At 39.9% G+C, this 19,501-nt stretch carries 11 protein-coding genes and 2 pseudogenes; 11 read left to right on the top strand and 2 right to left on the bottom strand.

Annotation, left to right across the window (positions count from 1 at the left end):
- Window positions 1-74 precede the first annotated feature (74 nt).
- The 11 genes and pseudogenes from DW640_RS21220 (at window position 75) to DW640_RS21180 (ending at window position 14,774) form a co-directional block, all read left to right on the top strand.
- Window positions 75-1,265 (top strand): AGE family epimerase/isomerase, encoded by a 1,191-nt coding sequence (locus DW640_RS21220; RefSeq protein ID WP_117578923.1) that lies wholly within the window; start codon window positions 75-77, stop codon window positions 1,263-1,265.
- A 48-nt stretch (window positions 1,266-1,313) separates the two neighbouring features.
- Window positions 1,314-3,506 carry an alpha-N-acetylglucosaminidase gene (locus tag DW640_RS21215; protein WP_117578922.1) on the top strand — a complete coding sequence of 731 codons (2,193 nt, stop codon included), beginning with the start codon at window positions 1,314-1,316 and terminating at the stop codon, window positions 3,504-3,506.
- Window positions 3,507-3,640: 134 nt separating this feature from the next.
- A complete protein-coding gene (locus tag DW640_RS21210; RefSeq protein WP_016267828.1) occupies window positions 3,641-6,760 on the top strand; it encodes a TonB-dependent receptor in 3,120 nt (1,039 codons plus the stop codon).
- Window positions 6,761-6,774: 14 nt separating this feature from the next.
- The gene (locus DW640_RS21205; protein ID WP_008760726.1) at window positions 6,775-8,658 is read left to right on the top strand and encodes a RagB/SusD family nutrient uptake outer membrane protein; all 1,884 of its coding nucleotides are present in this window, start codon (window positions 6,775-6,777) and stop codon (window positions 8,656-8,658) included.
- Between the two features lie 21 nt (window positions 8,659-8,679).
- Complete coding sequence (locus tag DW640_RS21200) at window positions 8,680-10,056, top strand: BT_3987 domain-containing protein (protein WP_225658632.1); 1,377 nt, start codon at window positions 8,680-8,682, stop codon at window positions 10,054-10,056.
- Between the two features lie 8 nt (window positions 10,057-10,064).
- Window positions 10,065-11,102, top strand: a pseudogene (locus DW640_RS24460) (DUF4855 domain-containing protein); the annotation flags it as partial.
- On the top strand, window positions 11,100-11,849 hold the full coding sequence (locus tag DW640_RS24455; protein WP_050581214.1) for a glycerophosphodiester phosphodiesterase: 750 nt from the start codon (window positions 11,100-11,102) through the stop codon (window positions 11,847-11,849). The pseudogene DW640_RS24460 and the gene DW640_RS24455, both read left to right, overlap by 3 nt.
- Window positions 11,850-11,932: 83 nt before the next feature.
- The gene (locus DW640_RS23835; protein ID WP_199610446.1) at window positions 11,933-12,085 is read left to right on the top strand and encodes a hypothetical protein; all 153 of its coding nucleotides are present in this window, start codon (window positions 11,933-11,935) and stop codon (window positions 12,083-12,085) included.
- Window positions 12,042-12,392: pseudogene (locus DW640_RS21190) on the top strand (fibronectin type III-like domain-contianing protein); the annotation flags it as partial. The gene DW640_RS23835 and the pseudogene DW640_RS21190, both read left to right, overlap by 44 nt.
- Window positions 12,393-12,403: 11 nt before the next feature.
- Window positions 12,404-13,660: a hypothetical protein gene (locus DW640_RS21185; RefSeq protein ID WP_117578921.1), complete on the top strand. Its 1,257-nt coding sequence runs from the start codon at window positions 12,404-12,406 to the stop codon at window positions 13,658-13,660.
- Between the two features lie 13 nt (window positions 13,661-13,673).
- Entirely contained in the window at window positions 13,674-14,774 is a 1,101-nt protein-coding gene (locus DW640_RS21180) for an SGNH/GDSL hydrolase family protein (RefSeq protein WP_117578920.1), read from the top strand.
- A gap of 656 nt (window positions 14,775-15,430) precedes the next feature.
- Here the strand turns inward: DW640_RS21180 and DW640_RS21175 are convergent.
- On the bottom strand, window positions 15,431-16,840 hold the full coding sequence (locus DW640_RS21175; RefSeq protein ID WP_016267819.1) for a DUF5009 domain-containing protein: 1,410 nt from the start codon (window positions 16,838-16,840) through the stop codon (window positions 15,431-15,433).
- The gene (locus DW640_RS21170; protein WP_117578919.1) at window positions 16,837-19,491 is read right to left on the bottom strand and encodes an alpha amylase family protein; all 2,655 of its coding nucleotides are present in this window, start codon (window positions 19,489-19,491) and stop codon (window positions 16,837-16,839) included. Before DW640_RS21170 ends, DW640_RS21175 begins: the two co-directional genes overlap by 4 nt.
- Window positions 19,492-19,501: the final 10 nt, after the last annotated feature.

Here is a 19,501-nt window from a genome sequence, read left to right as displayed (position 1 = left end):
AGAGATTGAAAGATACTGGACCCGGTCGGAACAGTAGAAGAAAGAAACCTTAATAACTTAACACTTAAAGATATATGGATTTTAAAACACTAGCCAATCAATATCGGAATGAATTATTGGATAATGTCCTTCCATTCTGGCTCGAACACTCTCAAGATCTTGAGTTTGGCGGTTATTTCACCTGCTTAGACCGCAAAGGAGGAGTTTTTGATACAGATAAATTCATCTGGTTGCAGGGACGTGAGGTGTGGATGTTCTCCATGCTTTACAACAAAGTGGAAAAACGACAGGAATGGCTGGATTGTGCCGTTCAGGGTGGTGAGTTCTTGAAAAAATATGGACATAATGGAGATTACAACTGGTATTTTTCACTCAATCGTTCGGGTAGACCATTAGTAGAACCATACAATATTTTCTCATATACTTTTGCCACCATGGCCTTCGGGCAGTTGAGTCTTGCTACCGGAAGTCAGGAATATGCAGACATAGCAAAAAAAACTTTTGAAATCATACTCTCTAAAGTTGATAATCCGAAAGGTAAATGGAATAAGCTTCATCCAGATACACGAAACTTGAAGAACTTCGCTCTCCCGATGATCCTTTGCAATCTGGCTTTGGAGATAGAACATCTGCTGGACCCTGACTACTTAAAACTAACAATGGAAACCTGCATCCATGAAGTGATGAATGTCTTTTATCGTCCGGAGCTGGGTGGTATCATTGTTGAGAATGTCGATATGGACGGTAATCTGGTTGATTGCTTCGAAGGTCGTCAGGTGACCCCCGGTCATGCTATCGAAGCGATGTGGTTTATCATGGATCTGGGCAAAAGGCTGGACCGACCGGAGCTCATACAACAAGCAATGTTAACCACCTTAACAATGCTTGATTACGGTTGGGACAAGCAATGTGGCGGCATCTATTACTTTATGGACCGTAACGGTTGTCCTCCCCAACAATTGGAGTGGGATCAGAAACTTTGGTGGGTGCACATTGAATCCTTGATTTCATTATTGAAAGGTTATCAGCTGACCGGAGATAAAAAATGTCTGGAATGGTTTGAGAAGGTACATGACTACACATGGACACACTTCAAAGATCCGGAATATCCGGAATGGTTCGGTTATCTGAATCGGCAGGGAGAAGTATTGCTGCCACTCAAAGGTGGGAAATGGAAAGGCTGCTTTCATGTACCAAGGGGATTATTTCAATGCTGGAAAGTACTGGAAGAGTTACGAGAAACAAATGAAATTATACATCCATGAAAATCAAATATCTAACATATAATACATTCTTATTTTTATTACCCTGATATGAACAGACAATACTTCTATATAATACTTACAATTTTTCTTTTTACAAGTTGTAGAAAGGATACTGGATCAAGTAACCCAGTATTAGAACAGATGTGCCAGAGATTATTTTCTCAACATGCAGATTCTTTTGAATTTGAATTACTAAATGACTCAAACCAGATGGATCGTTTTATACTAGAATCGGCACACAAGAAAATTCGCATAAAAGGAAATAATAATAATTCTTTGGCCGTAGGTCTTAACCATTATCTGAAATATTACTGCCATACGAATGTATCTTGGTATGCCTCTGATAGCATTGATATGCCCGAAGAGTTACCAGTAATTCCTCAACCAATATCTATCCGTTCTAAGTGTGACAATCGCTTCTTCTTGAACTACTGTACATTTGGATATACAATGCCTTATTGGAAATGGTCTGATTGGGAAAGGTTGATTGACTGGATGGCATTAAATGGAATTACGATGCCATTAGCTATCAGTGGACAAGAGACAGTATGGTATAAGGTCTGGAGCAAATTAGGATTAAACGATGAACAAATACGTTCATATTTCACAGGACCTGCGCACTTGCCCTGGCATCGTATGTCTAATGTCGATTATTGGCAAAGTCCCCTGCCGAAATCATGGTTGGAGCAACAAGAAGTATTACAGAAACAAATATTAAAGAGGGAACGCGACTTTAATATGACCCCTGTTTTACCTGCATTTTCTGGGCACGTACCTAAAGAACTTAAAGCAATCTATCCAGATGCCAAAATTCACGAAATGAGTCAATGGGGAGGATATGATTCAAAATATCGCAGTCATTTTATAGAACCAATGGACTCTCTGTTCAACATCATTCAAAAAATGTATTTGGAAGAGCAGACGGCAATATATGGCACAGATCATATTTATGGAATTGATCCTTTTAATGAGGTTGATTCTCCAAATTGGAATGAAGATTTCCTGGCAAAGGTTTCTAAGAAGATATATGAGTCCATTTATCAAGTAGATGCTGAGGCTAAGTGGTTGCAAATGACATGGATGTTTTACCATGATCAAAAGAAATGGACACAACCCAGAATCCGTTCTTTCCTGGAGGCTGTGCCAGATGACAAACTCATACTGTTGGATTACTATTGTGACAGTACAGAAATATGGAGGAATACGGAAATGTACTACGGAAAACCATATATGTGGTGCTACTTAGGCAATTTTGGTGGAAACTCCATGATGGTCGGAAATCTGGATGATGTTGATGTCAAAATTGAAAAACTCTTTGTAGAAGGTGGTGAGAATGTATATGGCCTAGGAGCTACCTTGGAAGGCTTCGATGTGAATCCTTTTATGTATGAATTTGTATTTGACCAGGCATGGGAGTATCCGTTAACAACTGATCAATGGATTCAAAACTGGGCAAAATGCAGAGGGGGAAATCAAGATAGACATATTCTGAAAGCATGGGATTCATTACATAAAAAAATATATAAAAAGTATGCAACAGCAGGGCAAGCCGTTTTAATGAATGCACGTCCAATGTTAGTGGGCACAGATAGTTGGAATACCTATCCGGACATCACTTACAACAATCGTGACTTATGGGATATTTGGACAGAAATGTTGAAAGCCAGTCATATAAACAATACTGGATATCGATTTGATGTAATAAATGTAGGACGGCAAGTATTAGGAAATCTCTTTTCCTCGTTTAGAGATCATTTCACTCAATGTTATTCAGAAAAAGACATAGATGGAATGAAGAAATGGGCCGATCAAATGGATGCACTATTGATAGATACAGACCGTCTATTATCCTGTGAAACCAATTTCTCAATCGGTAAGTGGATTGACGATGCACGTTCTTTTGGAAAAACAGAAGCTGAAAAAGAATATTATGAGGAAAATGCACGTTGTATCCTGACAGTATGGGGACAAAAGGCAACCCAGTTAAATGACTATGCAAACAGGGGCTGGGGTGGATTAACTTACAGTTATTATCGTGAACGTTGGAAGCGCTTTACAACAGAAGTAATAACCGCTTCATCATCCGGCCAGAAGTTTGATGAAAAACAATTTTATCAATCAATTACTGACTTCGAATATGAGTGGACATTATCCAAAGAGCACCATCCTATAATTTCTGGAGAGAACCCGATATTGTTGGCCAAGACATTATCTGAAAAATATATGCAATATTTTTATTAAGTACATACCTCAAAATAATTATAAATTATAAAACAAAACAGCCTATGAATATAATACCGAACTTATAATTAGGGAAATTATCAAATCTAAAGAAGAAAAAAATACAGAATTACTTAACTTTAAATTATTAATGTATGATGTCGGACTTACGAAAAAACATTTTTTCAATTAAAATCTGGACTGTTACGACATTCTGTTTATTATCACTAGTAAACATGAACGCCAGTAATACTCTCGCTCATTCTTTACAAAAAGATGAGATCAAAGTAGTAAAGGACAATCCTGGCAAGAAAGTAACAGGAAAAGTCTTGGATGAATTTGGAGAACCTATTCCCAGTGCATCAATATTGGTAGAAGGACGTTCAAGGGGAGTTATCACTGACTTGGACGGAACATTTGTGATAGAAGTCTTGCCAACAGATAAACTAGTCGTTTCTTTTCTTGGAATGGAAACGCAGACTATTTTGGTGGGTAAGCAAACAAATATCGTAGTTAAAATGCAACCCCAAACAGCAGAACTTGACGAAGTTACCGTAGTAGCATATGGTAAACAGCGAAAAGCAAGCGTTATTGGTGCCATCAATACAGTTTCGATGAATGAGCTGAAAATGCCTGTTGCTAAATTGAGTTCCGGTTTGGCCGGACAGTTGGCTGGTATAGTTGTCATGCAGCGTTCAGGTGAACCGGGTGCAGGTGCTGATTTTTGGATTCGGGGTATCAATACTTTCGGTGCAGGCAACAAACCTTTAGTGCTGGTTGATGGAGTAGAACGTAGTATGGACCTTGTAGATGTTGAGGATATCGCTTCTTTCTCTATTCTGAAAGACGCTACCGCAACAGCATTATATGGAGTGCGTGGAGCCAATGGTATTGTACTTATCACGACAAAACGTGGAACCGAATCAGCACCTAAGATTAATGCACGCGTAGAATATGGTTTTACCAATCCAGTACGTATGCCCGAATTGGCTAATACGGAACAATGGATCAATTATTATAATGATATTACTTTGGAATCATCCGGACGCTTGGCTATACAACCTGAAGAAAAAGCAAAATACCTGAATAATACAGATCCGGATCTTTACCCGAATGTAGATTGGATGCAAACATTGTTTAAAGACTTCTCCAACACCACACGCGTGAATATCAACGTTACCGGGGGATCTCCTAAAATACGTTATTATGTAGGCGGCTCCTTTTATTCGGAAGGCAGTGTATTCAATATTTCGGATAAAGACCGCTACGATGCTTCAATGCGCTATAACAAGTTTAGTTTTCGTTCAAATATTGATATCAATGTAACTTCATCTACTGAGCTGAGTCTCTCACTGTCCAATCAATATGAGACCAAGAACCGTCCTTATGGTTCACTATCAGATTTGTATGCTTATATGATCCGTACTTCTCCGATAGCTACTCCTACTATTTATTCAGATGGCACTTTAGCTAAACCAAGTACGGGTACCAATCCTTATAACAGCCTGAATAACTCTGGGTACTCGCAGGATTTCTTCAACAATGCGCAATCACTTATTTCGCTTACACAGGATTTCTCAAAAATGGTAACTCCGGGATTAAAAGCCAATGTTAAGTTCTCATGGGACGCCTACAATGCGCATACACTAAACCGCATTGTAACACCATCTACCTACTATGCAACAGGACGTGATGAAGAAGGAAATCTTGACTTTGTAAGGAGTACTGAAGGTAGTGATTATATGAAACTCACACGGACGAATTCGGGCACACGTACTATCAACTTTGAAGCCTCAGCCAATTACGACCGCCTCTTTGGAGAAAAGCACCGTGTTGGAGCCTTGTTTCTTTTTAGTATGCGTAACTATACAGACAATTTCCCGGGTAATTATGTAGACGCTTTTGCCCACAAAAACATCGGTATTGCCGGTAGAGCTACTTATTCATATTACGACCGTTATTTTGCTGAATTTAACTTCGGATACAATGGCTCTGAGAATTTCGCACCTGACAAACGTTTTGGTTTCTTTCCCTCTTTTGCTATAGGATATATGCTAAGCAACGAAGCTTTCTGGGATCCGTTGCGTTCTACTATCCACCTGTTGAAAATCAAAGGTTCGTATGGAGAAATAGGTAATGACCAGATTGGCGGAAACAGACGTTTTGCATTCAACTCCACCATGAAAGAAGGACAATACGGCTATATTTTCGGAACGAATCCCGGTAGTGGAAGTATCGTAGGTATTTCTACAGGTATTCCGGGAAACCTGAATGTTTCATGGGAGAAAGCTCAAAAAGCGAATGTGGGACTGGAACTTGGCTTATTTGACCAGCTTAAATTCCAACTTGATTATTTTTATGAAAAGCGTACCGGTATCTATATTCAGCAAGAAAGTGTTCCTTCAATCGTCGGTCTCAATGAAACCCAGTATGTGAATCTTGGAGAAATGAAGAATCAAGGTTTCGATGGTTCTATGGAGTATGAACAACGATTTAATGACTGGTATGTCTCTGCCCGTGCCAATTTCACTTACAATCGAAATAAAAAGTTGTATGATGATAAACCGACTCCTATATGGCCCTACCAAAGTGAAGCTGGATTTGCCTATCGTCAGCAACGCGGTCTTATAGCTCTAGGTCTTTTTGAGTCAGAAGAAGATATAGCCAATAGCCCCAAACAAAACTTTGGAAACGTTCGTCCTGGTGATATTAAATATAAAGACATCAATGGTGATAACGTTATCGACGCATACGATAAGGTAGCGATTGGCTATACGGACGTACCGGAAATAAATTATGGATTTGGTATTAGTCTGGGCTGGAAAGGATTTGACGCTTCTCTGTTTATGCAGGGAGTAGGAAATGTGACTCGTATTATCGGTGGAGACGCTCTTTATGGTGCCTCTGATAATATAGAGCGTTTAGGACAGATTTACGCAGATGTAGCCGAAAAACGTTGGACAACCAGCAATCCTAATCCTAATGCTACTTATCCACGGCTTTCTATGAGCAAGGTAGAGAATAATCTTCAACCCTCCACCTACTGGCAACGTAATATGAGTTTTCTTCGTTTGAAAAATGTGGAGATAGGATATACCCTTCCGAAGCATATTTATAAACGTCTGGGCATGTCATCAATTCGTGTTTATGCACAGGGTGTCAACCTTTTGACATTCAGCAAATTCAAATTGTGGGATCCCGAACTCGATTCCAACTATGGAAATATATATCCTCAGATGAGAACAATCACCTTAGGTCTTAATCTTAACTTTTAAAGCATATTAGAACTATGAATAAAAAGATACGAATTTTAGGAATATTCCTATACTTCACCGTTGCATTCAGCTTTGTATCATGCAACGATTATCTGGATGTGACTTTGCTCGACCAGCTTACACAAGACGAAACCTTTAGTAAGCGTGTCTCTACCGAACAGTATTTAGCGCATGTTTATAGCTACTTGCCACGGGAATATGAATATCTGGAAGAAGGAAGCGCAGTTCCCCGTAGTGATGAAGCCATGTTCTCCTGGTATCAGTGGGTCAACTACCTCTCTTTCAATAATGGATCATGGGGACCTTCTACTCCAAACTATAATATTTGGAAAGCAAAGTATACAGGCATAAAACAAGCTAGTATATTCATGAACCATGTTGACGAATGTTTGGAGATTGACTCTGAAACGAGACGTATAATGAAAGCAGAAGCACGTTTTCTGCGAGCTTATTATTACTTTGAACTATTCCGTCAATATGGTCCTGTGTATATCTGGGGAGACATCGAATCGGATGAACTTATAAAACCGGAAACGATAGACCGTCATACAGTTGATGAAAACGTAAATTTCATAGCTGAAGAATATGATAAGGCTATTGCAGAACTTCCTGCAGAGATCAGCGATTTCACAAAATGGGCAGGACGTATCACCAAGGGAGCGGCAATGGCTGCCAAAGCGCGCTTAATGCTCTATGCCGCCAGTCCATTGTATAATGGATGCGATCTTTATAAAGGACAAATGAAGAATCTGTATGGTGATTTCCTTTTTCCACAAAGTCCCGATCCTCAAAAATGGGAAAAAGCCGCTAAAGCTGCCAAAGACGTTATAGATATGAACATCTATGAATTGTACAAAGACCAGACTGAAGCAGACCCTTTACTGCGTGCCATCAAATCTTATCAAGGAGTTCTTTTTGAAGAGTGGAATAAAGAAACGATCTGGGGTGCCTGGGGACGTAATCCTACTAATACTGGACTCGGGGCTATAGGTTTCTATCTGTATAGCCGGTGCATGCCTCCTAGAGTTTGTGAATTGGGTGTCGGTGGCTTCTGCCCGTCTCTGAAATTAGTAGATACTTATCCGATGGCTAAATCCGGAAGATATCCTGTTACCGGATATGATAATAACGGGAATCCTGTAATTGATAAGCAATCGGGATATACCAATACCGGTTTTACAGAAAATTTTAAGCAGCCGGGAGCCAGTTTTGCACCTGGATTTAAAGCGCATAATAGCTGCGTCGGACGTGACGCCCGTTTTTATGCTTCTGTATTTCCAAATGGTTTTTATTGGATCAATCAATATAAAGGCATAAAACAAGTTACCTTTTTTACGGGAGGATCGTCCTCGTACTTAGAATCCGGAGATTGTGTCAAAGTCGGATATCTGTGGAGACGCCCACTCGATCCTGCTCTTAATACAGAAAGTGGCAGTTGGGGAACCGTATTCTGGCCCTATTTCCGTTTGGCCGAAATATATCTTGACTATGCTGAAGCTTGCAATGAGAAGCCCGAACGCAATGAAACGGAAGCATTGAAGTATATTAACCTTGTTCGCGAACGTTCCGGTTTAAATGCCCTCGAAACAGCGTATCCGGAAGTGAAAGGCAATAAGGATTTGTTGCGGATGCTGATTCAAAAGGAACGCATGGTAGAATTAGCCTTTGAGGGACACCGATATTATGATGCCCGTCGCTGGATGATTGCTCAACAAGAGTTTCCCGGACCGGAATATTCTCTTAATTTATTGGCCACTTCATACGAAGATTCTTGGTCGCGGACATCAAATGTTTGGAAAGGTGGTCCTCGGGTATTTGAGCCTAAGCATTATTTCTTCCCTATCAATCAAGAACAATTGAGTGAAATGAAGAATATTACTCAGAATTACGGATGGTAAATATATGTAATGGATATAAATATGAAAAAACATAAGACAATACAATTCATAGCTGCTGCACTTTTTATTGCATCGGCATGTACTGATGATCGTGATAATCTCATGGTTAATGATCAAATCGGACTATTGCATTCTACCTATACAGAAACGGAGATATTCCGTGGTATGGATACCCCCTATCAATTATTTGTTATCAAAAGTGGGAAAGGAAAGCAGGAGACAGAAGTTTCCATTTCTGTTGACGAGACTGTTCTTCAGAGTTATAATACGGATAATGGAACATCGATCCAATTATTGCCTTCCGATTGTTATACCATTCTTCAGCCTGCTCTGCGTCTCAACGATTCCGACTATCGGAAAGCTTTTGATATTAAATGGAATGCCGACCGTCTATCCGATCTTCTTTCTACGGGAAAGGAATATGGCTTGCCCATACAAATGAGTGTGGTGCAAAATTTTATCTCTGCAGATGATGAGCGACTAAAAACCATTATTGTACCTACTATTAAGGAACCTTATTTGCAAATGGATGTTCCTGGTATGAGTCCGGTTACTGATTTTATGCCGACTTTCGGCGATTTGAATGAAAGAGAACTGTTCGTAAAGATAAGAACTAATTATTCTAATGACGAAGATATTTCATTTCAGATTGAAGTCGATCCTCAGTTAGTCATTGATTATAATACCGCTCATGGCACAGCTTATAAAATGTTGCCGGAGAGTTCCTTTACTGTAGATAATAAAGGAGTTATATTAACAGGCATGAAGGAAACATTCATTAAAATTAAATACCACAAGAAAGGGTTAATACCGGAAGAGGGTACTTATTTATTTGGTGACTATGTACTTCCACTACGCATTACTTCCGTTTCAAAATATGGTATAAGTCCTGATGCTGCGTCCAAACTGTACACAGTTAAATTCCAACCGGACCCAATAGACAAGAAAGGATGGAGTGTTATAGATTTCAACAACTGTTGTACCCAAGACGGCGGATGGTATCTGAATATGGGATGGGGAGTGGAATCATTGATAGACAATAATCCTGGCACACAATGGCTATGCCGATGGGATGTAAAAGAGCCCTTGCCCTATTACTTTGTATTTGACATGGGGAAAGAATATACATTATTCAGATTTGGATTTGCTAACCCTGTTGCACCAGCAGCACACGTTTGGGCAGGCACATCGAAAGCCGGTTATGTAGAAGCTAGTATTGATAACGAGAATTGGGTTAAATTAAAAGACTGGACTTCTCCCAAAATCGGAGAACCCAACGTTAATATGGATGTTCCTGCGACACAAGCCCGATACATTCGTTTTGTAATAACTGATACCTATCCGACTTATGACGGGCTGAGAGTTAGTCTTGGTGAAGTTTATGCTTGGGGTATGTAACTAAAAACATGAAAATTATGAACTATTTCTCACTATATCTAAAAGGATTGATATGTTTCTGTCTGTTATTTATTACTATGGATAGTCATGCGCTATCCATAGATAAAGGATATAGACAGAATAAAATAAAAGATCTGGCACTTATTTACCAGGGAGGAGTGCATCGTATTGACTGGACTTCGGATCAATTTCTCCCCTATGTGGTACATCAGTTTGCAGATGGACATAAAGACTGGTTATTTGACGGATTCTTGTTTTTGGAGTTCACAGATGGGAAAGGCTGTGGCTTTGCAACACGCTACTCAGATAAAAATGCAAGAAAAAAAGAATGGCTATGGTTATTAGATCGTCTTTTTGAAGATGGAAAAGCGCTGTCTGCCTTAGATCGATGTATCGGAACACAGATTAAAGAAATTGGAAAACCGGATTTTACTCATCAGATAGTACTATGTCTTCCGGAAGTTCTTCCCGGACAAAAAGATTGGGGAGAAGTGGATGGCGAGCCAATGGACTTTTCCAGACAAGAGGATCAGGTGAAGGCCACCCGTTGGTATATCGATGAGTTAATGAAGCGATTCAAACAGGCAAAATACAAACATCTGAAACTATCAGGTTTCTACTGGCTGGCAGAGGATGTTGATTTCACTAAAGATCTGTCAGTTCCATTAAGTAAGTATATTCATTCAATGAACAAAACATTTTGCTGGATTCCGTATTGGCAGGCAAAAGGCTACAACCAATGGAAAGAATTAGGCTTTGATATTGCTTATCAACAACCGAACCACTTTTTTAAAGCCTCTATTCCCGATAAAAGATTGGAAGAAGCATGTCAATCTGCCGCCACTCTGAACATGGGGATGGAACTTGAATTTGACGAAAGAGCATTGTTTGATGCCAAGGACTCGTTTTATAATCGTCTGGTAGCGTATATTGATCATTTTGAAAGACAACAAGCCTTCCGTACATCTGCAATGGCCTATTATAGTGGCAATCATGCTGTTCTTGATATGTATAAATCAACGAACCCGAAAGATCATGAAGTCATGGACAGACTGGCTAATCTGATTGTATCAAGACGTGGCAAGCAAAAAAAAGAATCTCATCAGACCAAAGTTATTGCCCATCGTGGATTCTGGAATACACCCGGATCTGCACAGAACTCGCTAGCAGCTTTAGTGAAAGCTGATTCAATAGGTTGTTACGGTTCGGAATTTGATGTATGGCTGACAGCTGACGATGAGTTGATGTTGAATCATGACGGATGGCATGACGGATACTCTCTGGAGAAAACATCTTCTGACGTGCTACGCACTTTAAAGTTAAGCAATGGGGAGAATATGCCAACTTTAGAGCAGTTCCTTGATAAAGCGAAGAAACTTAAAATACATCTGATACTGGAGATGAAACCCCTCAGTACTCCGGAACGTGAAACGAAAGCCGTTGAAATGATCCTAAAGTTGGTGGAAGAGAAAAAATTGACTCACAGAGTAGAATACATCTCTTTTTCCCGTCATGTGATGTGTGAGTTTATACGTCTGGCACCTCCTAAAACTCCAATTTTGTATTTGGGACAGGATATTTCGCCCAAGGAACTGAAACAATTGGGAGCTACCGGGGCAGATTACAATTATTGGGCTTATCATAAAAATCCGGATTGGTTGAAAGATCTGAAAAATTCAGGGATGACCTCCAATGTATGGACTGTAAATATCCCTTCTGAGATGCAATGGTGTATTGACAATGGTTTTGATCTGATAACCACAGATGCACCGACAGCTTTCTTAGGCTTATAATAATCATTTGGATAATATGCTGATGGAATCTGCCATCAGCATATTATATTTATACTGTTTATACGGACAAGAATAACAAAACAATGAAATCAATTAATATCATAGCAATCATGCTTTTTCTGGCATCATCTTTCATGACGCAAGCTCCTGTTTATCAAGATGTGAATCACCCCATTGGAGACAGAGTGGTAGGCGTATGGAAAACTAACAGCAAACAAGAAAGTCATGTCAGTTGACGAAACAATAACTTTCAGTTTAGCTGTCAAGAACACAGGGAACCGTGAAGGACAGGAAATTGTTCAGCTTTATATCAGAGACATAAAGTCTTTTCTTCCCCGCCCGGTGAAAGAATTAAAGAGATTTAAGAAAGTAAAATTAATGCCGGGTGAAGAAAAAATAGTTTCTTTGTCTATTGATAAAGAGGCATTAAGCTTTTTTGATGCGGAAAAACATGAATGGATTTGTGAACCGGGCAAATTTGAAGCTATCATAGCAGCATCAGCTATGGATATCAAAGATGTTCTCAAATTTGAATTAAAATAAAGATAGAAGCCATGACGAAACGTTTAATCCTTGCATTCGTATTTTTATCCTGGCACTTAGTAGCCTGCTCGAATGGAGATTCGGGAATTTCTTCCGGACTCCCGGATAAGCCTTCTGCGGAAGAAGACTCTCCCGGGACTGAAACGATATCCGAAGAAATGAGAGTGAAAATAACCGGCGAAGATTTATATATATCAGCCAAGTTAGATGCCAAAACCGATATTCTTTATTGGTTCAAGAAGTGTATGTTCAATGAACTGTTCACATTTTATAGAGTAGGAACAATTGACAACAATATGCCTGCTCCTGCCACTCTGCCCGATGTTTCTCCGACTTCTCTTCTGAATCTGGCTTACAGTGACAATATCGGTCCTTTTAATATAACCGGATACGGGTGGTGTGGAGGAAATCATCCCTATCTGGATGAAGTTACTCAAACTGCCCGCAATATCGGTTATCGTATTTATATCGACGGAAAAGAAATAAAGACAGATCTATCGACTCTGACAAAAGAGATAAAGATTGAAGTAATCAATGAAATAATGAACCCTTCCAAAGCCGATACCAGTAGTGGAAAAACACTTCTGAATGAGATCTTATGTATTGAGACTGTCAATTATTCTATTTATAGAAATAACATTCAAGTCTTGGTTACTCATGAATTTCAAAATGAGGCTCCCGTGACAGTACAAATGTATTACGGAATGCAATCTATGTTTGACAAGGAGACACATACATTAACTGCCAATGGCAAGTATGTGGACTGGACAGTACAAAAGGATGTTTCTACCTTTACAAAGAAAGAGTATCCGTCATTTCGCCGTTTCATTGAGAAAAGCGCAAATGCGTATCAATCTTCTTATCTGTTTGCCGACGGATTGGGAAATCATGAAGAAATATCAGATGATGATATTATATTCATAGGAAATTCCAGCAATAAGACGTACCACAAGATTATAGCTGATAGAGAACACAAAAAGGGGGATATTATTCATTGGAGCGGAGTGTATACTTGGTTTAAGTCTCCTGTTTCTGATGATGATGATTTGCTGTGTTATGAAGGTGTTATAGATAATAAAAAGGTCCTTTTTATAGATTGCAAGAAGAGCGTCGACAGGACAATACAGTTGCCTGTCGATTATACAAAGAAGTCTTTTACGATTATAGAGAAAAGTAAATCAATAACAATTACCGGTAATAAAGTAACAGCCAAAGGACTTAGAATTGTATCCGACGGGTCCGGAAGTTGTGTGATTACCTTTGATTAATTTAGAAAACGATATGTGGAAAAATGTGTTAGTTCTGGTTAGCCTCTGTCTGTTGTTTGAAGATGTAAATGCTCAAACTACCAAGAACAGATACTATAAAGCTAATGATGAAAACGTTTCTTACGTGGGACGTACGGAAATACAGAGTGATGGTTCTGTTTCTTTCGACTGGACCGGTACTTATCTTCGTACCCGACTTTCGGGAGGAGAATTGTCTATGAAGATTTCAGATACTGGTATTAATTATTACAATGTTTTTGTAGACAGCCTTTTACACAAAACGGTAAAAGTATCCGGTAAAGATACTTTAATTAATTTCATTTCCGGCATGGATAAAGGCATCCATCATGTGTTGATTCAAAAACGTACGGAAGGGGAATGGGGAAAGACAACCATTCATCAATTTGTGCTTCATAATGAAGGAAAGCTGATGAAAGAAACGGAGTGCCCGTCCAGACATATCGAATTTATCGGTAACTCGTTGACGTGTGGCTATGGTGTAGAAGGGAAAGACCGTAGCGAACCTTATAAAGCTGAAACGGAGAATTGCAACTTATCTTATGCCACTATTATCGCCCGCTATTTCAATGCCGATTATACGCTTATTGCACATTCCGGACGTGGAGTAGTCCGCAATTATGGAGATTCCGTCCGAATATCTGCCGTGACAATGAAAGACCGTATGCTGAATACATTTGATATGAATTTGGATAAGAAATGGGACTTTAAAACATACAAGCCCGATTTGGTGGTTGTTAATTTAGGAACTAATGATTTTTCCACCAATATATATCCGTTGGAAGATGAGTTTATTCATGCTTATAAGCTACTAATAAGCCGTCTTCGTGCAAATTACGGAGATGTCCCTATATTATGCATCAGTCCGGCTATTACTCAACGGCAGATCGTTCAATACATGGAGCGTATGCGCAAAGACTTGAATGATAAGAAAGTTTATATAGCAGTTCTTCCCGAAGGCCTTTGCGATCCGACTACAGACCTAGGAGCAGTATGGCATCCAAATTACAAAGGTCAAATGAAAATGGCTATGTCATTGATTCCTTATATGTCAACTATCACAGGATGGCCATTGAAAAAGGAATCGTTTTATTAAGACTTACCATGTTATATAATTATCAAAATGGCATTTTGTCATTTTGATAATTATAAACTCTCTAACGGGCGTATTTCCATCGTTTCATAGGATAGAGAATAAAATGACAGAGATTTGCCGTTACGGGAAATCACTTTGTTGCGAATATACATCTAGATGTATTCTTTTTGTGTTATTTTTCACACTATTCTGTAATATCTTTCTCTTTTTATATTACTTTGCATCATTCTGATTAATATTTTTCATCCTAAAACAAAGTCTAATAAATAAGATACCCATCATTTTAGAGCTAAAATATGCTCCTTTTAAACGGACTTAGCGTTGCTTTAAAAGCAATGGGACGTTCCTTTAAAAGCAACCTTATGTTTATTTACAATCAACCTTATGTTTTAGCTCAATCAACCTTATGTTTATTTCAAACTATACGGCGTTTTTTATGCAAATGACCGCTCGTTTATTCATAATCATGCATATTAATTCATGATTTTATGCATATCTCTTTCTATCTTTACTCATCTATCAAAAGATAGAAATAGCAAAAACAGGAAAATAAGGAAATTATGCTTCCTGTTTTGCTATTTATCTATCATTTTGTTTTCTGTTTAATTTGTTTTTAATGCCTGTTATTATACTGTGGGTATATCTATTGAATGATGTCAAGTTCTCCAAAACCACTTGATCTTAGTAAAAAACATCGTTACCAAGACAGCTAAAGACGTAATGATTACTCCCCGAAGGAATCCGAGCCACGCATTCTGCTGGAAGTAAGACAACAGCGAGACAAGTCCCAGTATATTAGCCAACGGCATAATGAATAAATCACTAACCACGTAAGCGATCATCGGATTCTGCCCGGACATAACAAGAAAGCGGCTACTTCGCACACATCTGAAATAATCACAGACAAGACTTAAGAATAAGAGCGCAAGGAATGCTAGACCGGAAGTTACAAAGAAATAACTAAAAGTGGCAGGATCTTTCTTGATACCTTCTTGAAAAGGTTCAAAACATAGCCCCAAAAGAAGAAGATATGCTCCGGCATTAAATAGCTTTTTCCATAACAAAGCGATTCCCTCTGTCGGACGTAAGAATATAAATTTGCCAATCAATAACAGCACAAGTGTCGCTAATAAATTCACAGCCAACATACGGGTGTAAAGCCCATAGAGATTAAATACAATAATCACCATAGTCAATATCAGTAACGCAATTCCTATCTTACGGTATTGCGGTGAAGCTGGCTGTTCGGTATCTTTTCGGCCCTTCATCCATTCCATCAAGTACTCACCGGCAATACTGCCGGGAATTACAATAAACAGATATTTCAGATAATCAAACCGATACATCCAGGGCAAAGGAGTATAATTGAACACCACCTGTGTCCAGGAACCTTCGACAGTACTTCCCAAAATGACAGCCATCAGCAGCAATAAAACTCCCAAACGCAACCATCGGTTATGCATCGTAAAAATGTAGAGGGCAGAACCGAAGATGGCCATATTGGCTAACAACAGAATAATCACATTACTAAAATACAGACTGAACGTTCTTCCATCGGCATAAGAAGTAGTAAGCATCATGATTACCGCAATTCCGTATGCGGCTATCTTTATGCCGGTATGTGCCCAGTCCGGCATTTTCAAAGGAATGCGCATGAACATCGGAAACAGAACCGCAAAGCAAAGAATAGCCAGCAGCCAGGCTCTGATGTCCTGCGGAGAACTCAACACATACGGATAAAAATGCTGAATGAAGATGGCAAAGAAAGTCAGTTGTACTCCACGTTTCACCGCTTCATATATTAATTTCAGTTTAGAGTCACCTTTCTCTGCACGCTTACCTATGGAAAAAGGGAAAGCTGCTCCCATCGCAAACAGAAAGAAAGGAAAAACAAGGTCTACCCATGTAATGCCGGGCAAAGAAGGATTGAATATATGATCAGGTGGCGGCGTCTGCGCATGACTCATCCAACCGGGGAGCACCTGCGTTACGATGGTAGCAGAAAGTACCATCGTAATAATCGCATATCCTCTCAAAGCGTCTAATGCATAGGCCCGGTTATTCATAAGGAACCTCCTCTTTTCATTCCTTCCTCTACTTCTTTCCACAGATTTTTGGTAATGATATGTACGATGTCAAATACCATTAATCCGTCCGAACGGCGAAGGTTCATCTCTATCGTTTCCGAAAGTTTGGCAGGGTTGTCATAGAATTGGTCCACTAGAATACCTCCCATAAATTTATTACCTTTCAATATCTGACGTAAATGTTGACAAGAGCCTTCTACACAATACCACGTACCGGATTGAGCCTGCGAATCAGTTTCGTTCCAGATACTCCGGTTCGTTTTTCTGTATTCCTCGATGGTTATGTCCGTATAATAATTACCGGTAGCATAAAGGTCTATCAGCTCGGCATAGCCATAATTTTTATATTCGGGTGTTGCCCAGCTGAAATCTTTGCCCGGATCATATTCTTTGCTGGCAAAGTTTACGCCTACTTCATAATAAGATGGATACCAGGCACCGGTGTAGGTGCCGAAAGAAACGTCAGGGTTGGCTGCCTTTACTTCTTTACGGGCAAGCGCCATGAAATCAGTAATGTTTTTAGTACGCCATTCCAGCCATTTCCGGAAATATTTTCCTGGTTGCGTTATGTATTTCCCATCTGCATTTTTAGTCCAACGGAAAATATCTTCGGGGAAGTTTGCGACTTTTTTACCGATGTATTCTTCAAACTTCTCATGTGACAATGAAGAAAAATCAGCGGTTATTCCATCGTAACGTACCCGGTCGAGCATCAGACCGTCCAGGTCGGGATATTTGGTCACGACTTCTTTCAGAACATTCAGGATATGGGTACGATATTCTTCGTTCAAAGGATTGATCATGGCACCATATTTATGCTTCTCTTCGGTGATTGGAATGATTCCTTTATCGGGAGTGTACACCATCGAAGCCCATTCCGGATGTCCGCTATATACCATTCCACGGTCAAAATAGTTGTGTCCGGCACAGAATACATTCAATGAGGCGTGTATCTCCAGCCCCAGTTCGTGCCCTTTTTTGATAAAGTATCCCAGATAGTCAAAATCACCGGCTTTGGCTCCTTTCCATTCTTTCATTTGCGGAGCATATTCGCTTTTATATAAAACTTCCCCTGTGATCGGACGAATGTCGACAACCGCATGTGTAAAGCCCAGCGATTTGATTTTTTCCAAGTAATAATCAATCGAATCTTTATGACTGAAGCGCTCAAAGTTTGCTTCGGCATCAATCCACATTAAGGCCGGTTTCTTTTTGATAACGATCCGAAAAGGAGAAGCCGGAAGCCCGGCATTATTGCATAATTCCCCCTGCATATAATTCCGGAAACAGTAGCGGACTTCTGTCGGGGCACTAACAGAATCATTCCATACTTTCACAGTAGATGTGCCATTGATGACCTCCGCCTTTGCAGGTCGGAATATACCATCGGAACCTACGATCTCAAAACCTTTCACATTCTGATTTTCCGGAGTCAGTCCTTCCTCTCCATATTCAAAGTCTATTTCTACGGCATTTCCCTGGATACGATAGGTCTTGTAGACAGGACCGGAATATTGGAATCCTTTTTGGCCGTAAGTCTGGGCTAGTGCCCAATAAGCTAACCGCTCTCCAACCTTGATCTTATAAGGTGAATGTATAAAGAGTTCGCTGCCTGCGTCTCCGGTGGTCACCATTCCCACTCCGGGAACTTCCTTCATCAGCTCCAACTGACATTGACGGAACCATGCCCAATCCAACTTGTCATTCCCTTCGGACTTCCAGGGAGCAATCTGGACATAATAAAATGGCATTTCAGCATTATGAAAGAAATTTCTCCATTGAGAGACCATGGCGGGAAAAAGCTTTTTATAAAGAGCAGGATCGGGAGTATTCGCCTCGCCTTGGTACCAGATAACTCCTTTGACAGGGAATCCTTTCCATGGATTTACCATAGCGTTCCACAACAGGGTAGGCGTCCCGGCAGCCCATTCGAATTTATCCTGATTTGTATCCGGCAAGGTTACTTCGGAAAAATGAGATAAGGTTTCTTTGTCCATCCATGCTTCGATCTTTGACATACTCCAGGAGCAATGTATTAATCCTACAGGCACGTCCAAAGATTGTTGCAACAGATTGCCGAAGAAATAAGCTGTTGCACTGAAATCGGCCACTTCTTCCGAAGATGCTTCACTCCATTGTCCGTCTATTCCTTCTTCTTTCGGAGTCGTGCTCCAATCGTTCTTTACGGTGTAAAGTCTTAATGGTCGTTTAGGATTAGCGGACACGATATAGGGCTGCGAACCATAGACCGGTTGTCCGCGGAACCCTTTTACCGGCATTTCCATATTCGACTGTCCGGAGCAGAACCAGACTTCACCGATCAGGATATTTTTTAAGGTCAGCTCTTCTCCGTCCGAAAAAGTAATGGTATATGGTCCGCCGGCTTCCGGAGTCGGAAGAGCCAGTGTCCATTGTCCGTTCCGGTCACAATCTGCATAGATTTTCCGATGATTCCATGAAGCGGAAGCATATACACGTTTTCCGGGAGTAGCCTTTCCACGAAAAGTAACTTCTGCTTGTTGCTGCAACACCATGTTGTCTCCCCAAATGGAGGTCAGGGTTACTTTAGCTTCTGTTTTCAGAACAAAGAACAAACTTATAAGTAGCCAAAAGTATCTGTTTCTGAACATATGATTTTAG

This window comes from Bacteroides sp. AM23-12 (assembly GCF_003434395.1).
Lineage (GTDB): Bacteria > Bacteroidota > Bacteroidia > Bacteroidales > Bacteroidaceae > Bacteroides > Bacteroides thetaiotaomicron.
Note: the sequence above shows the minus strand (reverse complement) of the source record. Positions and strands in the feature narration are given on the sequence as shown.